This is a genomic window from Sphingomonas sp. IW22, assembly GCF_041321155.1.
GTDB lineage: Bacteria > Pseudomonadota > Alphaproteobacteria > Sphingomonadales > Sphingomonadaceae > Sphingomonas.
The window spans coordinates 36465-54752 of the sequence record NZ_JBGGWB010000001.1; the positions used below are offsets into that span (position 1 = coordinate 36465).

The 18288-nt window shown below is 63.7% G+C and carries 21 protein-coding genes; 12 read left to right on the forward strand and 9 right to left on the reverse strand.

What is annotated here, in order from left to right; genetic code table 11:
- The first annotated feature begins 11 nt into the window (after window positions 1–11).
- The 3 genes from ACAX61_RS00195 to ACAX61_RS00205 all read left to right on the forward strand — a co-directional run bounded on the left by ACAX61_RS00195 (window position 12) and on the right by ACAX61_RS00205 (window position 1417).
- On the forward strand, window positions 12–434 hold the full coding sequence (locus ACAX61_RS00195; RefSeq protein ID WP_370712824.1) for a hypothetical protein: 423 nt from the start codon (window positions 12–14) through the stop codon (window positions 432–434).
- Entirely contained in the window at window positions 431–1138 is a 708-nt protein-coding gene (locus tag ACAX61_RS00200) for a ribonuclease T2 family protein (protein ID WP_370712825.1), read from the forward strand. The genes ACAX61_RS00195 and ACAX61_RS00200 overlap by 4 nt, the downstream gene beginning before the upstream one ends.
- An 84-nt stretch (window positions 1139–1222) precedes the next feature.
- Window positions 1223–1417, forward strand: a complete 195-nt coding sequence (locus ACAX61_RS00205) for a hypothetical protein (protein WP_370712826.1) — start codon at window positions 1223–1225, stop codon at window positions 1415–1417.
- 44 nt (window positions 1418–1461) lie between these two features.
- On the opposite strand, the gene ACAX61_RS00210 is transcribed toward ACAX61_RS00205, so the two are convergent.
- The 3 genes from ACAX61_RS00210 to ACAX61_RS00220 all read right to left on the reverse strand — a co-directional run bounded on the left by ACAX61_RS00210 (window position 1462) and on the right by ACAX61_RS00220 (window position 4940).
- Complete coding sequence (locus ACAX61_RS00210; protein WP_370712827.1) at window positions 1462–2865, reverse strand: NAD(P)H-dependent flavin oxidoreductase; 1404 nt, start codon at window positions 2863–2865, stop codon at window positions 1462–1464.
- Window positions 2866–2931: 66 nt separating this feature from the next.
- A complete protein-coding gene (locus ACAX61_RS00215) occupies window positions 2932–4062 on the reverse strand; it encodes a glycosyltransferase (RefSeq protein WP_370712828.1) in 1131 nt (376 codons plus the stop codon).
- Window positions 4062–4940, reverse strand: coding sequence for an alpha/beta fold hydrolase (locus ACAX61_RS00220; protein ID WP_370712829.1), 879 nt, complete (start codon window positions 4938–4940; stop codon window positions 4062–4064). The genes ACAX61_RS00215 and ACAX61_RS00220 overlap by 1 nt, the downstream gene beginning before the upstream one ends.
- A gap of 18 nt (window positions 4941–4958) precedes the next feature.
- Here ACAX61_RS00220 and ACAX61_RS00225 point away from each other — a divergent pair, with 18 nt between their 5' ends.
- The 7 genes from ACAX61_RS00225 (at window position 4959) to ACAX61_RS00255 (ending at window position 11809) form a co-directional block, all read left to right on the forward strand.
- Window positions 4959–6332 carry a protein adenylyltransferase SelO family protein gene (locus ACAX61_RS00225; RefSeq protein WP_370712830.1) on the forward strand — a complete coding sequence of 458 codons (1374 nt, stop codon included), beginning with the start codon at window positions 4959–4961 and terminating at the stop codon, window positions 6330–6332.
- A gap of 78 nt (window positions 6333–6410) precedes the next feature.
- The gene (gene astD / locus ACAX61_RS00230; RefSeq protein WP_370714854.1) at window positions 6411–7826 is read left to right on the forward strand and encodes a succinylglutamate-semialdehyde dehydrogenase; all 1416 of its coding nucleotides are present in this window, start codon (window positions 6411–6413) and stop codon (window positions 7824–7826) included.
- A 72-nt stretch (window positions 7827–7898) separates the two neighbouring features.
- Window positions 7899–8702, forward strand: a complete 804-nt coding sequence (cobA, locus tag ACAX61_RS00235; protein ID WP_370712831.1) for a uroporphyrinogen-III C-methyltransferase — start codon at window positions 7899–7901, stop codon at window positions 8700–8702.
- Complete coding sequence (locus tag ACAX61_RS00240; RefSeq protein ID WP_370712832.1) at window positions 8699–8995, forward strand: DUF2849 domain-containing protein; 297 nt, start codon at window positions 8699–8701, stop codon at window positions 8993–8995. The genes cobA and ACAX61_RS00240 overlap by 4 nt, the downstream gene beginning before the upstream one ends.
- Window position 8996: 1 nt before the next feature.
- The gene (locus ACAX61_RS00245; protein ID WP_370712833.1) at window positions 8997–10628 is read left to right on the forward strand and encodes a nitrite/sulfite reductase; all 1632 of its coding nucleotides are present in this window, start codon (window positions 8997–8999) and stop codon (window positions 10626–10628) included.
- A complete protein-coding gene (locus ACAX61_RS00250) occupies window positions 10621–11049 on the forward strand; it encodes a DUF934 domain-containing protein (protein WP_370712834.1) in 429 nt (142 codons plus the stop codon). The genes ACAX61_RS00245 and ACAX61_RS00250 overlap by 8 nt, the downstream gene beginning before the upstream one ends.
- On the forward strand, window positions 11042–11809 hold the full coding sequence (locus tag ACAX61_RS00255; RefSeq protein WP_370712835.1) for a phosphoadenylyl-sulfate reductase: 768 nt from the start codon (window positions 11042–11044) through the stop codon (window positions 11807–11809). Before ACAX61_RS00250 ends, ACAX61_RS00255 begins: the two co-directional genes overlap by 8 nt.
- A 39-nt stretch (window positions 11810–11848) precedes the next feature.
- Here the strand turns inward: ACAX61_RS00255 and ACAX61_RS00260 are convergent, their stop codons facing one another.
- A complete protein-coding gene (locus ACAX61_RS00260) occupies window positions 11849–13357 on the reverse strand; it encodes a replicative DNA helicase (protein ID WP_370712836.1) in 1509 nt (502 codons plus the stop codon).
- A gap of 142 nt (window positions 13358–13499) precedes the next feature.
- Entirely contained in the window at window positions 13500–13736 is a 237-nt protein-coding gene (locus tag ACAX61_RS00265) for a hypothetical protein (RefSeq protein WP_370712837.1), read from the reverse strand.
- A gap of 281 nt (window positions 13737–14017) precedes the next feature.
- On the opposite strand from ACAX61_RS00265, the gene ACAX61_RS00270 reads away from it, so the two are divergent.
- Window positions 14018–14932 carry a DUF808 domain-containing protein gene (locus tag ACAX61_RS00270; RefSeq protein ID WP_370714855.1) on the forward strand — a complete coding sequence of 305 codons (915 nt, stop codon included), beginning with the start codon at window positions 14018–14020 and terminating at the stop codon, window positions 14930–14932.
- 3 nt (window positions 14933–14935) lie between these two features.
- On the opposite strand, the gene ACAX61_RS00275 is transcribed toward ACAX61_RS00270, so the two are convergent.
- From ACAX61_RS00275 to ACAX61_RS00290, 4 genes are all read right to left on the reverse strand, one after another.
- Window positions 14936–15955, reverse strand: a complete 1020-nt coding sequence (locus ACAX61_RS00275; protein ID WP_370712838.1) for a glucokinase — start codon at window positions 15953–15955, stop codon at window positions 14936–14938.
- A gap of 72 nt (window positions 15956–16027) precedes the next feature.
- The gene (locus ACAX61_RS00280) at window positions 16028–16492 is read right to left on the reverse strand and encodes a cytidine deaminase (RefSeq protein ID WP_370712839.1); all 465 of its coding nucleotides are present in this window, start codon (window positions 16490–16492) and stop codon (window positions 16028–16030) included.
- Window positions 16471–17145: a GH25 family lysozyme gene (locus ACAX61_RS00285; protein WP_370712840.1), complete on the reverse strand. Its 675-nt coding sequence runs from the start codon at window positions 17143–17145 to the stop codon at window positions 16471–16473. The genes ACAX61_RS00280 and ACAX61_RS00285 overlap by 22 nt, the downstream gene beginning before the upstream one ends.
- 11 nt (window positions 17146–17156) lie before the next feature.
- Entirely contained in the window at window positions 17157–17639 is a 483-nt protein-coding gene (locus tag ACAX61_RS00290) for a UPF0262 family protein (protein ID WP_370712841.1), read from the reverse strand.
- Window positions 17640–17852: 213 nt separating this feature from the next.
- Between ACAX61_RS00290 and rplK the strand changes: the two genes are divergently transcribed.
- Window positions 17853–18284 carry a 50S ribosomal protein L11 gene (gene rplK / locus ACAX61_RS00295; protein ID WP_325282605.1) on the forward strand — a complete coding sequence of 144 codons (432 nt, stop codon included), beginning with the start codon at window positions 17853–17855 and terminating at the stop codon, window positions 18282–18284.
- Window positions 18285–18288 lie beyond the last annotated feature (4 nt).

Here is an 18288-nt window from a genome sequence, read left to right on the forward strand (position 1 = left end):
GGGGGATTCGTATGCGGCCAACATCGATAATCTGGTTTGAACGCCTGTTCCTGGCCGCGATCGTGGTCGGGCTGGTCAATTCGCTGCTGATCCTGAACGGCTTGGATGTCGCGGCGGCGGGCCAGCCGCTTAGCCCCACCGTGATGATCGGCTCGATCGTGATCGGCAACGTCATCAACCTGGCCCTGTGGTACATGGTCGCGCGGCGGGCGAGCAACGTGGCCCGCTGGATCCTGGTTGTTCTGTTCGCGCTGGGTGCGGCGTCGCTCGCCTTTTCGGTGCTGACGGGAAGCTATCCCGGCGGAATTGAAGGCGCGTTGGGCGCAGTCGCTTGGGCGCTTCAGGTGCTGGCGATCATCTGTCTCTTCCGTTCCGATACGTCGGTCTGGTTCCATGGCGAAGAAGCTGACGATCATGGGGAGATCGCCCGGTGAAGCGTCTTGCGCTGTTCGCTGCGGCAACGTTGATGCCGGGCGTCGCCTCCGCCCAGGCTTATCGCTGCGCCCTTCCTGCGGAGGTGCCCACGCCGCGTGCAGAGGGCCCGACCGCGCGTGAGCCGCGGCGCGTCCTGCCGATCGGCAGCTACACCTTGGCGATCAGCTGGAGCCCGCAATTCTGCAGGGAGGCCAGCGGGCGCGCCTCGTCCCGGATGCAATGCGGCAATGGCAATCGGTTCGGCTTCACGCTCCACGGCCTGTGGCCCGACGGGCGCGGGCGGGAATGGCCGCAATATTGCCGGAGCGCCCCGGTGCTGAGCGAGCAGGTGATCCGCCGCAATCTTTGCGTCACGCCATCCGCGCAATTGCTGCAGCATGAATATGCAAAGCACGGCACCTGCATGGGCATTTCACCCGGCGCCTATTTCAATCAGGCATCGCGTTTGTTCGCCCGGCTTCGCTATCCGGATATGGAGGCGCTGTCGCGCCGCCGCGGGCTCACAGTGGGTCAGTTCAGCCAAGCGTTTGCGCGCGCCAATCCGGGCCTGTCACCGGCGATGTTTCGCGTGACCGCCAATCGCGCAGGTTGGCTGGACGAGGTGTGGCTCTGCCTCGACACGCGCTTCGGTTACCGGAACTGCCCGGCGCATCAGGGCGGCCGCGCGGCGTCGCAACGGCTGCGAATCTGGCGCGGGCGCTGACTGGACCGTTACCTGCCCGTAATTGCAGGAACATGATCGCCCTACGTTCGTAGATCTGTTGATCCACATCAACAGGAGACGAACATGCGCACGCTTTTCGCGACCACCATGCTTATCGCCGCCGCCACGACCATGGCGGGCTGCTCAACACTCAAGGGCGCTGCACTCGGCGGTGCAGGCGGCGCAGGTGTCGCGGCAGCCACCGGCGGCGATGTTGAGAAGGGCGCGGCGGTTGGCGGCGTGGGCGGTGCCGTGGTCGGCACGGTCGTCGACGATTGACCATGAAAGCGGGCCGGTCATCTCGGACCGGCCCGCTCCATCCATCAGTCGCCAGTCAAGATGCGGTCGACCAGCTGCTTGACCGTCGGGACAAAGCCGTTCGAATAAAACGGGTCCTGCTTGAACCGATAGGCAGCGTGACCGGCAAACATCAGGTTTTGATCGACGGGACCGCCATGGGCGATGTCCTGCAACGTCTTCTGAATACAGAAGCTGCGCGGATCGGCCAGCCGCCCGGTCGAATTGGTCTCGGTATCTGCCCATGACGAGAAGGAGCATTGGCTGAGACAGCCCATGCAATCCGCCTGATCCTTGCGAATAACCTGCTTCTCGTCAGGCGTGACGAACACCAGCGTATTGTCCGGCGTCTTCAAGGCATCAGTATAGCCCAGTCCGAACCACTCACGCGCGCGCAGCAGGTCGTTGCGCGTGACCCAGAAATTCTTGCCCTTCACGCCCACGTCGAGCTGAAAAACATGATCGCCCGCTTCCTGTGTCGAAAAGGCGATCTGCCGGTCGGAGCGCGCTTCCAGATTGCGCAGGAACGGATTGCGTACCGCCGACGAATAGAAACCCGTTGGCGAGAACCGGTGCAGCAGCACGTCACCCGGCTCAAGCTCCATCAGCTTGGCCTTCCACTCTTCAGGGATCGGGCTTTCCTGCGTCAGCAACGGGCGTGTGCCGAACTGGAATGCGATTCGGCCAAGTTCCGGATTGTCGATCCAGTCGTTCCAGTCGCGCAGATGCCAGACGCCGCCCGCCATCACGATGGGCACTTCGTCCGAAATCCCGCCCTCACGCATGACGTCACGCAGCGCCTTGACGCGCGGATAAGGATCCTGCGGTGCCAACGGATCCTCAGCGTTGGACAGACCGTTGTGACCGCCCGCCAGCCACGGATCTTCATAGACCACCGCCGCCAGCCATTCCGAAGCCTTGGAATAGGCGCGCTTCCACAGTGCGCGGAATGCGCGGCCCGAGCTGACGATGGGCAGGTAATGCACACCGTATGACGCCGCGATCTCGCTGAGCTTATAGGGCATGCCCGCGCCACAGGTGACACCCGCCACCATGCCGCGCGTGCGCTCCAGAACGCCGTGCAGCACACGCTGCGCACCGCCCATTTCCCAGAGCACATTGATGTTGATCGCGCCCTTGCCGTCCGACATCTCGAACGCGCGGCGGACCTGTTGGACCGCCCCCTCGATCGCATAGGCGATCAATTCTTCATGGCGTTCGCGCCGGGTAAGCGCGTGATATACCTGGGGGATGATGCGCCCTTCGGCGTCATAGCTGTCGGCGTTCACCGCCGAAACGGTGCCGATGCCGCCCGCTGCCGCCCATGCACCTGCGGATGCATGGTTCGTGGCGGCAACTCCCTTGCCCCCCTCGATCAGCGGCCAGACCTCGCGGCCGTTGTAGCGAATGGGTGACAGGCCCTTGAACAATATTTCCTCCGGGTGACGATCGAAAGCGTGGCGCTAGCGACAAATCGCCGCGCATGCGAGTGGAACTTAAACGCTTAGCACGGCAGGAAGCCCCATCGCACCCTCATAAAGCCGGGCATAGGCGTCGATCATTGCCCTGTCATCGAACATCGCGGCGGCCCGAGCGCGATTTGCGGCCCCTATCCTCGCCCGCGATTCCGGATCGGCGATCAGAGCGGCCAGCGCATCGCGCAACGCCAGTTCGTGGCGTTCGGGCGCCAGATAGGGCAGGTTTTCCGGCGCGACCATCGACGGGACCTCCCCCACATGCGGCGCGACGATGGGTAGGCCCGCCGCCATCGCCTCCATCACGACGACCGGCTGCTGCTCGCTCTGCGATGTAAGCATGAAGATATCGAACAGGCCAATGTAGCGATGCGGCGCGGGCAACTGTCCGGGCAGGTGCACGCGGTCAGCCATGAACATCGCCGCCGCCTGCCGCTCGATGGTGGCGCGTTCCGGCCCCTCACCCACGATGACCAGTCGCACGTTGCGGGCAATGCCCCCGACCGCGCGGATCATAAGCGGCAAATCGCGGTTCGAATCGAGCGCGCCGATGGTTCCGACCACCGGCTCCTTTCCCCGCGCGAAGCCCGGGATCGCGCGTGGATCGGGTCGATTGGCATAAGTGGCGGTCGCGATCCCGGTCGAGATGCGATGCACGCGCCCTGCCGGCTGTTTCCATATGTTGAGCGCGATCCGCTCAAGCCCCGGCGACGGCACGACCAGCCCGTGCGCGGCGCTCAGCGCCATGCGGCGGTAGAGGTTTCGCATGCGGTTCAGCCGAACCGCTTCATCCGCGCCGAAACCATCCTCATGATGGACGACCGGCGGCGTTCCCCTTGGAAAGACGCGGGCGGCCATCACCCCGTCGATCGCGCCCCAGCCATAGGTCAGCACCAGATCGAAACGGCGCATATAGCGCGCAATGGCTTCATACCGCGCGGCAGACGGCTTGCCGCTCAGCGGCGGCGGATCCTGTGCGATTTCATAGGCGACGCCCTGGGCGATGGCGCTGCGCGCACCATAGGCACCCTCCACACTGGACACGACGACATGCCGCGCCGCCTGGCCAAAGGCGTTCATGAGCCGAACCGAACGAGCCTGCTTGCCACCCAGGTCGAAACTGTCGTGAAGATGCAGGATATTGACGGTCATCAGATCGTAATGCGTGCCAGCAAGCGGTCGATCGCCGCCAGGCTTTCAGGCTCGTCCAGCGTCGGCGCATGGCCGGTATCCGGCACCGTGACCAATTCGGCGGCGTGCAACCGTTCCACCATCCGCTCAGCAACCTCGGCAGACAGAATGTCGGACCGGTCGCCGCGCACGATCAGGGTCGGCACGCCCTTGAGCGCATCGAACGCGCGCCACATGTCCGGCCCCGCCTCATTTCCCGGTACTCGAAAAGGTTCAGCCACCTTCATGTCATAGTCCAAGACGATGCGCCCGGCGGATGTCAGGCGATGCAGCCGCTTGGCCATGCCCAGCCACTGTTCGACGCCATAGCGCGGATAAACATCGGCATTTGCCTCCGCCATGGCGCGCGCGGCGTGCATCCAGGTCGGATATTGCATCGATTTGCCGACATAGCCGCGAATACGTTCCAGCCCGGCCCGGTCGAGTTCGGGACCAACGTCGTTCAAAATCGCACCCGCCAGCGGCGGACGGCCGGTTGCGGCCAGCAGCATGGTCAGAATGCCGCCCAGCGAAGTGCCGAACGCAACGACCCGGTCGAGCTTCAGTTCGTCCACCAGCCGCTCGACATCCTGAAGATAGGTCAGCGGGACATAGCTCATCGGATCACGCGCATATCCGCTCTCGCCGCGACCGCGCAGTTCGACGGCAATGACCCGCCAGTCGGGTGACAGTCGCGCGGCCAGGTCCTCAAAATCGCGGGCATTGCGGGTCAGTCCGGGAAGGCACAAAATCGGGGGCCGATCTGTGGGGCCGGGATAGTCGCGGTAATGCAGCCGGACGCCATCGCCCGACCACCAATAGCCGTCCGTGAAGCCGGTCGGGTTGCGGGAAGTCGCCATCGCCACCCATATCGCCTTATGGTCGATTTCACGCAAGCGTCAGCCCGCCCCCGTCCCGAACGCGCAATCGAGGCGCTGGGCGATGCCTTTTACGACGAAGTCGCGGGGGCGCGGTTTTCACAAACCATCCTGCGTTGGCGAAATGACAGAGCCGCCGAACAGGTTGGGCTCGATTCAATGGACGATGAGGCCTGGGTCGCGCATTTCGGCCGCTTTGAACCGATTGCCGGCAGCCTGCCCGCGCCGCTGGCCTTGCGCTATCACGGTCATCAGTTCCGCACGTATAATCCTGAAATCGGGGACGGGCGCGGCTTCCTGTTTGCCCAGCTGCGTGACGATGCTGGCAGGCTGATGGACTTGGGGACCAAGGGGTCGGGCCAGACGCCCTATAGCCGGTTCGGCGACGGCCGCCTCACCCTGAAAGGCGCGGTCCGCGAATTGCTGGCGACCGAGATGCTGGAGGCGCTGAACGTCCCCACGTCCCGCACCTTTTCAATCATCGAGACGGGCGAGGCGCTGGAGCGCAACGACGAGCCCTCTCCCACGCGCGGCGCGGTGCTGGTGCGGTTGAGCCATGGTCATATCCGTATCGGCACCTTTCAGCGGCTGGCCTATCTGCGCGATGCGGAGAGCATGGCGACGCTGGTCGAATATTGCCTCAAGCAATTTTATGACGAACCGGCCGGGCCCGACGCCGCCGCCCGGCTGCTGGGCCATGTCGTCTCGCAGACCGCGTTGCTTGCCGCGCGCTACATGGCGGCGGGCTTTGTCCACGGTGTGCTGAATACCGACAATATCAACGTGAGCGGGGAGAGCTTCGACTATGGTCCGTGGCGGTTCGCGCCGACATGGGACCCCGGCTTTACCGCCGCCTATTTCGACCATGCCGGGCTATACGCCTTCGGCCGGCAGGCAGAGGCGATCCACTGGAATTGCATGCAGTTGGCCGTCTCACTTCGAACGATCAGCGAAGCACCGCCGTTGATCGAGGCGCTGGACGGTTTCAGCCACGCCTATCAGGCCGCCGTCACCGATGCCTTGTTCTGGCGGTTGGGCGTGACGCCGCTGGGCGGCGACCGCGACCGGGCGACGATCGAGGCGATCGAGCGTGGCTTGCGAGAGGCGGGCGTCGGGATCGACGCATTCTTTCACCGCAGTTTCGGCGGTGACATCCCGGCGGATTTTGGCAGCGCTTTTGCCGATGCCCGCGCGGCACTGTCGCCCTACGCCTCCCGCAAGTCGCGCAGTGACTCCTATTGGGAAGGGCCGCCCGCTTCGATGCTGATCGACGAGGTCGAAACCCTGTGGAGCGCCATCGATCAGCGAGACGACTGGACGCCGCTGATGGAAAAACTGTCCCACATCCGCATGATGGGCCAAGCGCTCGCCTGACCCGGCGGCTGGCGTTTGCGACGCAGTTGTTGCACAACGCGATCATTCACGGTGGACGGCCAACAGGAAAGTGACCCCTTGTCCGCGCAAGAGTTGATTTCGACCGAACCCGCGACCGGTGCCATTTTGTGGCGGGGCGTTGCCGGAGATGCCGACCGTGAGGTTGCCGCCGCGCGTGCGGGGTGGAGCCAATGGGCGGCGCGTCCGCTGGCGGTTCGCATTGAAACATTGCGCCGGTTCGCCAATGTCGTCCGTGCCCGGCATGAGGCATTTTCCGATCTGATCGCGCGCGAAACGGGCAAGCCGCTTTGGGAAGCCCGGACCGAGGTCGATACCGTGATCGCCAAGGTCGATATCTCGATCACGGCCTTTTCGGATCGCACAGGGCAGCGGCGGCTTGAGGCCCAGATGGGCAGCCGACTGGCGCTTCGTCATAAGCCGCATGGCGTGCTGGCGGTGCTGGGGCCGTATAACTTCCCGGCGCACCTACCCAACGGGCATATCGTCCCCGCGCTGATCGCCGGCAACGCGGTTGTGTTCAAGCCCTCCGAAAAGACGCCGGCAGTCGGCGAGTTTCTGGTCGAATGCTACCGCGCGGCGGGGGTGCCGGAAGGTTGCGTGCGGCTGTTGCTGGGCGGGCCGGATGCCGGGCGCGCGCTGGCTAGCCATCCGGGGATCGACGGCCTGCTGTTCACCGGATCGGCGCGTACGGGGCTGGCGCTGAACCGCGCCTTTGCCGAAACGCCGGAAAAAATCCTTGCGCTCGAAATGGGCGGCAACAACCCGATTGTCGTGTGGAGCACGCCGGATATTTATTCGGCGGCGATTCTGGTCATCCAATCGGCCTTCACCAGCGCGGGTCAGCGTTGCACCGCCGCGCGGCGGCTGATCGTCGAAGACAAGCTGTACGATCCGCTGATCGAGCAGATCACGAAGCTGGCCGACCGGCTGATCGTCGGCGAACCGCATGCCGACCCGGCCCCCTTCATGGGGCCGGTGATCGACAACGACACCGCCGACATGCTGACCGAAAACTTCCTGTCGCTGACGTCGCAGGGCGGGCGGCCAATCCGGTACATGACCCGGCCGGTGGATGGTCGCCCCTTCCTGTCGCCGGGGATCGTGGACATGACGGATGCACGCGAGCGGCCCGATGTCGAGCTGTTCGGGCCATTGCTCCAGGTCATTCGCACCGACAGCTTTGAAGCGGCCATCGCAGAGGCCAATGCCACGCGCTATGGCCTGTCGGCCAGCCTGGTGTCGCAAGACCCGCGCCTTTACGACCAGTTCTGGGCCGGGATTCGTGCGGGCATCGTCAACTGGAACAAGCCGACCAACGGCGCCAGTTCATCCGCGCCGTTCGGCGGCGTGGGCTGGTCAGGCAACCATCGGCCAAGCGCCTATTATGCCGCCGACTATTGCGCTTTTCCGGTCGTATCCAGCGAAGCCGAACAGGCGCGCGCATCCATCGGCGTCGGCCTGAGCGACGGGTGAACATAGCTGGGCTAAGCGCGCCCCAAGCATCCTTCGGTTGCCGCCTCGCACGCCCGGTCCCATGTCGGGCCCATGGCAAGTCTTCTCGATCCCGATGCGCGCGGCCGCGTCATCCTCGTGGGTGCCGGGCCGGGTGATCCCGACCTGTTGACGGTCCGCGCCGTGGAGGCGCTTCGCGCGGCCGATGTTCTGGTGCACGACGGTCTGATCGACCCGCGCGTGCTGGAACTGGCCCCGGCGTCGGCGCATCGCATTTCCGTCGCCAAGCGCCGCTCGCGCCACACCGTGCCTCAGGACGGTATCAACGCGCTGATCATCGCCCATGTGCGCGCGGGGTCGGTCGTCGTGCGGCTGAAGGGCGGCGACCCGTTCATCTTCGGGCGCGGCGGTGAGGAGGTTGAAGCGGTGCGCGCCGCCGGTCTGCGCGTCGATGTCGTTCCCGGCGTATCGGCAGCGCTTGGTTGCGCCGCCGAAGCGATGCTGCCGCTGACCCACCGCGACCATGCCAGCGCGGTCAGCTTTGTTGCGGGCCAGTGCAAGGGGCTGTCCGAACAGGATTGGTCCGGCTTGGCTGGCGTCGGGCGTACGCTGGTCATCTATATGGGCGTGGCCACCGCCCCTGCCATCGCCGAAAAGCTGATGGCAGACGGTGTCGCCCCCGACATGCCGGTGGCGGTGCTGGAGAAAGGCACCCTGCCCGGCCACCGCGCGATCCGCACGCTGCTGGCCGATCTGGGCGCCATGGTCGATCGAGAGGGCGTCGAAAGTCCCGCAATCATTGTCGTTGGCGACGTGGTCGAACTGTCCGACGCCGAAGACAAGCTGGGCCGCTGGGCCGATGTTGCAGCAACCCTGGCGCAAGGAGCCGGTGCATGAAGATTTTGACGGGCAACGATCTGGTGACCGGCGACGTCGTCTGGTGGACGGGCAGCGACTGGTCACGCCACGTCGAGGACTCGGTCGATGTCGATGAGGATGGCGAACGGATCGCGCGCGAGGAGGAAGGCGCGCGGCGGGTTAACGTCCCCTATGTGATCGACGCGACGGATACCGCGGACGGCCCGCGCCCCGCGCATATCAAGGACCGCATTCGCGCACTCGGACCTACGGTGCGTCCCGACCTGACGCTCAAGCCCGCCGATCCGGCGGCCGGAAACTGGGTTATCTGAAATGTATCGCTATGACACTTACGACCAGGCGATCGTCGATGCTCGCGTCGACGAATTTCGCGATCAGGTGGAACGCCGCTTGTCGGGCGCGCTGAGCGAGGATCAGTTCAAGCCGCTGCGGCTGATGAACGGCCTGTATCTTCAGCTGCACGCCTATATGCTGCGCGTTGCCATCCCCTATGGCACGCTCAATTCGCGTCAGCTGCGCGTGCTGGCCGACATCGCCCGGCGGTACGATCGCGGCTATGGCCATTTCACGACGCGCCAGAACCTTCAGTATAACTGGATCCAGCTGAAGGACGCGCCGGAAATCCTGGCCGAGCTGGCCAAGGTCGAGATGCATGCCATTCAGACCAGCGGGAATTGCATCCGCAATATCAGCTCCGACCAATATGCCGGCGCCGCCGCGGACGAAGTGACCGATCCACGCCCTTGGGCCGAGCTACTGCGTCAGTGGTCGACCTTCCATCCCGAATTCACCTACCTGCCCCGCAAGTTCAAGATCGCGGTGATCGCCGCGGCTGAGGATCGCGCGGCGATGCGGCTGCACGACATCGGGATCGAGATCGTGTCGCGCGACGGTGAACTGGGCGCGCGCATCTTTGCCGGTGGCGGCATGGGCCGCACGCCGATGATCGCGCATGAAGTCGCCGAATTCGTTCCGATCGAGGACCTGCTCAGCTATCTGGAAGCATGTCTGCGCGTCTATAATCGCTATGGCCGCCGCGATAATATCTACAAGGCGCGCATCAAGATCCTGCTGCACGAAATCGGCGCGGACGAATATCGTCGTCAGGTCGAGGAAGAATTTGCGGCAATAAAGGCGCTGGGCATCGATCCGCCCAAGGCTGAGTTCGACCGCATCGCCGCCTTTTTCGCATCGCCGGCGTTCGACACGGGGCTTTCCGATGAACTCGACCGCAGCGATCCCGACTTTGCGCTGTGGGTCGACCAGAATGTCGTCGCGCACAAGCAGCCCGGCTATGCCATCGCCACCATCAGCCTGAAGCCGGCGGGCGGCATTCCGGGCGACGCGACCGCCGAGCAGATGGAAGTCGTGGCGGATCTGGCCGAACGTTACAGCTTTGACGAGCTGCGCGTGACCCATGCCCAGAACCTGGTTCTGCCGCATGTGCGCAAACGCGACCTTTATACCGTGTGGCAGGCCCTGAACGAAGCCGGTCTGGCTGAGGCCAATCTGGACCTGATCGGCGACATCATCGCCTGCCCCGGTCTCGATTATTGCAGCCTGGCCAATGCCCGCTCGATCCCGCTGGCACAAAAGATCAGCCAGCGCTTTGCCGACCCGGCGCGGCAGCGCGATCTGGGCGAATTGAAGCTCAAGATTTCGGGCTGCATCAATGCCTGTGGGCACCACCATGCGGGCCATATCGGCATTCTGGGCGTCGACCGAAAAGGCGTCGAGAATTACCAGCTGCTGCTGGGTGGATCGGGCGCGGAGGATGTCAGCTTGGGCCGCATCACCGGCCCCGGATTTGACGAGGACGGCGTAGTCGACGCGATCGAACGCGTGACCGACCTCTATGTCGCCCGCCGCGAACCCAACGAACGCTTTGTCGATACCTATCGTCGGCTGGGCATGGAACCGTTCAAGGAGGCCATTTATGGTTGAGAACAACCTGCGCTTCCGCGACGACGCGGCGCATGACGAACCGGCAGTGACGCTGGATTCCTTCTTAGGTCAGTCGAACGCGACCGCCGTGCGGATCGAGGCGGGGGAAGATGCGCGCGCGCTGTTGCCGCATATCGAGCGCCTTGCGTTGGTCGAGGTCAGCTTCCCTACCTTTCGCGACGGGCGCGGCTATTCCGCGGCCAGCGTGCTGCGAGAGGCGGGCTATACCGGGGAACTGCGCGCGCATGGCGATGTGCTGATCGATCAGATTCCGCTGATGCGCCGCTGCGGCTTCGACAGCTTTGCGCCCAATGCGCCGGTCGACGAAGTGGCGCTGGAACGGGCGCTGGCACGATATGACCATGTTTATCAGGCGAAGGCCGATGGCCGGACGCCAGTATGGAGACTGCGCCATGGCTGATGCCGCCCTGCGCCGGATCGACCGGATCGACACCGCACCGCGTTTTACCGCGGCTGACGCGCACCGCCTGAACAACCTGTTCCGGGGTCGTGAGACAAGCGAAATGCTGCGCGTCGTCCTGGGCGAACGGATGCTGGGCGACGTCGCCGTCGTTTCGTCCTTTGGCGCCGAATCCGCCGTGCTGCTGCACCTGGTGGCGCAGGCCGATCCCTCGACGCCGGTATTGTTCTTGGAAACAGGCAAGCATTTCCCGGAAACGCTTGCCTATCGCGACGAACTGGTCGAGCGCCTCGGCCTGACCGACCTGCGTAATCTGACGCCTGACGAAACCGTGCTCCAGGCGCGCGACGAAACCGGGCTGCGTTGGTCCTATGATCCCGATGGGTGCTGCGAAATCCGTAAGGTCGCGCCGCTGGAACGTGCAATGACAGGGTTTGACGCGACGATTACCGGCCGCAAGGCGTTTCAGGCGGCGACGCGTGCCAACCTGCCCCGGTTCGAGCTGGACGGTGACCGGATCAAGATGAACCCGCTCATCACTTGGAGCCGCGAGGATCTTGAGGGCTATTTCGCCCGCCATGACCTCCCCGCCCATCCGCTGGTGGCACAGGGTTATCCCTCGATCGGCTGCGCGCCCTGCACCAGCAAGGTTGCGCCCGGCGAAGACCCGCGTTCGGGCCGCTGGAAGGGTTGGGACAAGACCGAGTGCGGCATCCACATCGGTCCCCAGGATGGCGACCCCGAACAGCCGAGCTTCTGACCAAGGCGTGGCGCCGGACAAAACCGGCGCCGCCGCCACTTACTCCAGCGGTCCTGAATATTGCGGACCGGCATAGTCGCTGAAGCGCGTGATTTCCGGCTCGAACTTGAGCGTTACCTTGCCCGTGGCGCCGTGGCGCTGCTTGGCGATGATCAATTCGGCCAGACCGAACACACGTTCCATGTCCATGTGCCATTTCTGGTGGTCTTCGAACACTTTGGGGTCGTCACCTTCGACGGGGCGCTTCGGTTCCTTTGCGGCGACGTAATAGTCTTCGCGATACACGAACCAGACCATATCGGCGTCCTGCTCGATCGAGCCCGATTCACGAAGGTCCGACAGTTGCGGCCGCTTGTCCTCACGGCTTTCCACGGCGCGGCTGAGCTGGGACAGTGCCATCACCGCCACGTCAAGATCCTTGGCCAGTGTCTTCAGGCCACGGCTGATTTCCGAGATTTCCTGCACACGATTGTCGCTGGCGCGGCTGCCCGACCCTTGCAGCAGTTGGAGATAGTCGACGACCACGAATTTCAGGTCGTCGCCCAGCGTACGCTTCAGCCGTCGGACGCGGGTATGCAGCGCGCTGATCGACAGGCCGGCGGTATCGTCGATGAACAAGGGAAGGTTTTGAAGATCGGTCGCAGCATCGGCCAGTTGCCGGAACTCCTGCTTGCTGATCCGGCCCATACGTAGCGCTTCCGAACTGATGCGCGATTGTTCGGCGAGGATACGGGTTGCTAGCTGATCGGCGGACATTTCCAGGCTGAAAAACGCAACCTTTCCCCCCACGCTTTCCTTGGGGGTCAGGCCCAGCGCCATGTCGTCCAGCCAGCGCCGCGCCGAATTGAATGCGATGTTGGTGGCGAGCGACGTTTTGCCCATGCCTGGACGTCCGGCAAGGATGATCAGGTCGGAATGGTGGAGACCGCCGATCCGCTGATTGATACTTTCAAAGCCGGTCGTCGTCCCCGACAGGCCGCCGCCCGCATTGAGCGCCTTTGCCGCCATGTCGACTGCGGCCGCCGTCGCCTGTGCAAAGGTCTTGACCGCCTTGGACGTGCTGGCGCCCGCGGCGACGGCGAACAGCGCTTCTTCAGCGGCTTCGATCTGGGCGGACGGATCGATCGTTTCCGACGTGTCCATCGCGCGATCGACCAGTTCCCGCCCGACTTCGATCAGGGTGCGCAGCTTGGCGAGGTCGAAAATCTGCTTGGCGAATTGCCGCGCGCCGATAAGCCCCGCACCTGATCCGGTCAGCTGCGCAAGATAGGCAGGGCCGCCCAGCGCCGCCATGCCCGTATCACCCTCGAACAAGGGTTTAAGGGTCAGTGGGTTGGCGAGAAGGTCGTCGCCGCGCAGCTTGGCGACCGCGCCAAAAATACGGCCATGGACCGGCTCATGAAAATGCTCGGGCTTGAGCATGTCGATGATGTCGTCAGCAAGCCGGTTGTCGATCATCATAGCGCCAAGCAGCGCTGCCTCTGCCTCGACATTCTGGGGCAGTCGAATGGGTTCGCCGGGTGCGGGATGAATCGGTTGGGTAGCCATCCACGCCTAATCCGGCATGACGATGGCCGACGCAACCCAGACGCCCCCTTAAAGCTGTGGGCGAATCATGATCACAGGGTGACGAAACAAAAATGGCAGCCACAAGGGCTGCCATTTCCGAACCAGAACTGGTTTTAAAGTCTTAGTTGCTGTCGGCGTCGTCGCCGCCTTCGTCCGCAACAACGACGATGCCGCCGATCACAGCCGCTGCCGCGAGGACACCGATGATGGCGCCGCCGGCAACTGCCTTGTTCTCACCCTTTGCGTTGGTCGCAGCGCGAACCTTGGCAACCGACAGCGACGAAGCCGGGTTCGCCAGAACGGGGGTTGCAACGAGGGTCGAAGCGATCGTCGCAGCAAGCAGCTTGGTCATACGCATGGGTCGGTTTGCTCCAATAGGCCTTATTTCGAGATTTTCCCTTGCCATCGCGTGTCCACCCGGTCAAGCGCAAAGCAACAACGATCAAGCAACAACTCTTGCCCGATTAACTTGTGGTTTACTTCGTTTAACTGGCCATTATCGTATACGGCCGGTTCTGGCGGACGCATTAGCCAAGTCCCGGCAGCCTCTTATCTTTGAACCTCGGCACGCCGTGTCCCCTTGCCCGGCGCGCTGTGTGCCCGCATAGCTCCGCCGCGAACGATACGGGAAACGAAAACATGGCAGGTGGTTTGATCGCGTTGCTCGACGATGTTGCCGCTATTGCCAAGCTGGCCGCTGCATCCATTGATGATGTCGGTGCCGCAGCGGGCAAGGCGGGAGCCAAGGCCGCCGGCGTGGTGATCGACGATGCCGCCGTGACGCCCGGTTATGTGACCGGCTTGGCACCTTCTCGCGAGTTGCCGATCATCATGAAGATCGGCGTCGGCTCTCTGCGGAACAAGCTTTTGATCCTTTTGCCGGCAGCACTGCTCCTGTCGGCGCTTGCGCCGTGGGCGATTACCCCGATCCTGATGCTCGGCGGCGCCTATTTATGCTTCGAAGGCGCTGAGAAGCTGATCGAGAAGATGCGTGGCGAAAGCCATGGTGAGGAAGTTGTCGAAATAAGTGACCCGGCTGAACTCGAAGCGCGGCAGGTGTCGGGTGCGATCCGCACGGATTTGATCCTGTCAGCTGAAATCATGGCGATCGCGCTCGCTGAATTACCCCAGCAAAGCCTGTTGATGCAGGCGGTCGTACTCGCTGTCGTCGGTATTGCGATCACCCTGGCCGTTTACGGCGCCGTTGCGCTGATCGTGAAGATGGATGACATCGGCCTGCACCTCGTCAAAAGCGGACAGAGCGCCAGCCTCGGCCGTGGGCTGCTCGTCGCCATGCCCGTTTTGCTGAGAGCCCTTGCGGCGATCGGCACGGCCGCGATGCTGTGGGTCGGAGGCGGCATCATCGTTCATGGCCTGGCGAGCTTTGGGTTCGATATGCCGGAACATGTTATCCATGGCGCTGCGCTCGCGGTTGGCGGCGGGAACGGGGTTATCGAGTGGCTGGTGACGGCAATCGGTTCGGGGATTGTCGGGATCGTCGTCGGCATGATCGTGGTCGGGGCGCTGCATCTGATACCGCGAAAGGGTCATTAGGCGCTAAACCGGACGCATCCGCACCGGGTTCAGGATTGCCATCGGGGCGGGCTTGAGTGGCTGAGCCGCAGGTTCCGGCACACGCTGTGCTCGTAGTGCCGCAGCGGCGCCGATCAGTTCGCCGTGCTCCACTCGTTCGAAACGGCGCGGCATTTCGGACAACAGGCGCGCATATTTCCCGCGGCCCACAAACGCCGAAACGACGTCCGGCTGCATGGCCAATGGCTGCATCGCCATCGCAAGGCCGCCGGTTGCGATGACGCCATCCCACGCCCCATAGGCCAGCACCAGATTGCCCATGTGCGACCAAAATGCCTGTGCCAGCAATTCGCAGGCCCGTGCGGCGATTGGATCGCTCGCCTGCGCCGCAGTGATGGCTTCCGGTTCCATATAGCGCGGCCGTGTGCCCTGTACGACGACAAGGTGCTGGTAAATGGCCAGCAAGCCGGGTGCTGAAATCAACAACTCCGCCGGTACGGCCGATGCACCGGGAAAGAGCGCCGCTACCAGCGCGGCCAGCTCGCCTGTTGGGGCAGCAAAAGCGACGTGACCCGCTTCCGTCGCAATCACACAGGTGCGATCCGCGTCACGCCTCAGCACTGACACACCCAAGCCGGACGTTATACCAGCGATGCACCATGTGCCGCTGGACTGCCGCGCTCCGTCGCGCTCGGACAGCGCCCAGGCCTCTGCCTCGAAATCGTTGAGCAAAAGGGGCGGATGCCCCAGCATCGCTTGCAGTCCCGAGCGCGACACAAACCAGCGTGTATGCGTAACGGAGATCGTGTCACCGCGAATAAGTCCGGCCACGGCAATTGCGGTGCGAATGGTCCGCCCCTGAAGCCCCTGTTCGCGTAGATAATTGGCCAGAGCGCCTGAAATGCCGGTCGCCGACCCGGCGCCTTGAAAATAAATGGTTCGGGGATCAATGCACCCCGCCTCATCGGTCCGCGCAAAGCGCAGCCCCTTTCGACCAACATGCCCGATGATCGCGACCGAATCACCCTGCGCCATGAACGCCATATCCGCCCCTATCCCGCTGTTTTTCGGGATCTATGGGGCGTGATTCGTTAACGTCCGATTGGCGTGTACGGGTTAAAGGCCCAGGTCTGCAGGTCCGAACGCGTTGGGCAACAACTCGCTCAACCGGTGGCGCTCGATCGCGTCGCCTTGAGCACCCGCGCACAGCACGATCAAGTCGCGCCGGCCGATGCCGGCAGCCTCGTTCAGTACCTGCCGGCAGCGACCGCAGGGTCGAACCGGATCGGACCCTGCCGGTCGGCCGTCGACCTGCATCCCACCAATGACGGCAACGGCGATCACGTCGGCAAGCCGCCCCTCGGAACTCGCCTTCGCGATTGCCACCGTTTCGGCACATAGCGACAGGCCGTAGCTGGCGTTCTCGAAATTGGCGCCCGTTACGACCGCGCCATCGTTCAGCAGAACGGCAGCCCCCACTGAAAAGCGCGAATAAGGCGCATGAGCCTTCAACGCCGCGTCACGCGCGGCGGCGATCAGGCTTCGCTCATCAATCTCTGTCACTGCGCCACCACGTTCCATCCTACTGGTCCCTCAAAGCCATCCACGCGCCGCGCGTCGTTCGCCTGCCACATACGCCAGGGCCGCGACAGATATTCGGGCGCCATAAAATTGCCGGTCGCCCACAAATTTCGGTCGATGCCGGCGCTCAGGCGATATTCCTCCTCGAACGCGGGACGGATCCTTAGAAGCACATGTCCACCCGTGTGCCGCTCGACACGCTCCAGGAACGTAGAGACTTCGCGGATGACTACGTCGCGTGACGGGCGATCTGAACAGTTCGCCGAAAACTCGAACGAAACGACCGCTGGCAACGCGTCGTCCGCGCGCGGTACGACGGCGTTGAAATGATCCGCCTGGTCAGCCGCAAGGCGGCAAAGGGAAAAGGCATGAATGGCCCCACGGCGAATCCCGCTACCCGCCAGCGCGCTCCAATATTGCTCGAACGCCGGATCGCGCCCGCGGTCTCCGCTGGTCGCGAGCAGATAGGCAAAGCTCACGTCACGCGCCTTCGCCATTCCCCAGTCCACGGCGCCGCTGGCTGCGCTGATATCGACCCCCTGCATCAGGTATTCGCGGCGGTCGGGCCGCCAATGTTGTGCGTACAACCATGTCCCCGAAAAGAGCACGGCAACAACCACCATGGCGCCGACCCAGCGCCCCAGTCCCCACATTCGACGTCCCTTTAACCCTTGATGTGCAAAACGCAGACCAGCGTGAACAGCCGCCGCGCCGTATCGAAATCTATCTCGATCTTGCCGTCCAGCCGCTCCTTCAGCAGCTCGGCCGCTTCATTGTGGATGCCGCGTCGCGCCATATCGACGGTTTCGATCTGCTGCGCGGTGGCGTTCCGAATGGCCTGGTAATAGCTGTCGCAAATCGCAAAGTAATCGCGGATCGGTCGACGGAACCGACCCAGCGCCAAGACCAGTGTCTCGAGCGCGGAGCCATCCTGCCGCGCGATCGCCAGCACCAGACGCCCCTCCTCCACGCTCAGCGACAGACGATATGGTCCGGCATAGCCATCGGCCTGATCACGTAGCGGGCGGAAATAATTACCCTCCAGCAGATCGAAGATTGCGATCCGACGCTCCTGCTCGATATCGGCCGACCGCCATAATATCGTGCGCTCGTCCAGCGTGACGTCCATGATGCGGGGGTCGGCCATGATCCGCACCCGATTGCCGCGTTCGCGCGCGAAGATCAACGCCGCTTGCTGATGCAGGCAGGCATTGCCACCGGCCCGCAGTTGAGCTATGCGCGCGCCTCCATCGAGACATCGCTGGAATGCGGGAGGCGGCTCATCCGGGTCGTCGCTCGAACCGCTTAACTTGACCCGGCGCGGCGGCAATCCCGGCGTCCCGGCAACAGAGTGAGTATTATGGCAAAGAAAATCACCGGCTATATCAAGCTGCAGGTGCCGGCCGGCAAGGCCAACCCCAGCCCCCCGATCGGCCCCGCGCTGGGTCAGCGCGGCGTCAACATCATGGAATTCTGCAAGGCGTTCAACGCGTCGACCGGCGACCAGGAAGTCGGCACGCCGCTGCCGACGATCATCACCGTTTATGCCGACCGCAGCTTCTCGTTCGAGACCAAGACGCCGCCCGCGACTTATCTGATCAAGAAGGCTGCGAACCTGAAGTCGGGTTCGAAGGAGCCGGGCAAGGTTTCGGCCGGTAAGATCAAGCGTTCGCAGCTGTCGGAAATCGCGACGGCGAAGATGAAGGATCTGAACGCGAACGACATCGACGCCGCGACCAAGATCATCGAAGGTTCGGCCCGCGCGATGGGCCTCGAAGTGGTGGAGGGCTGATTCC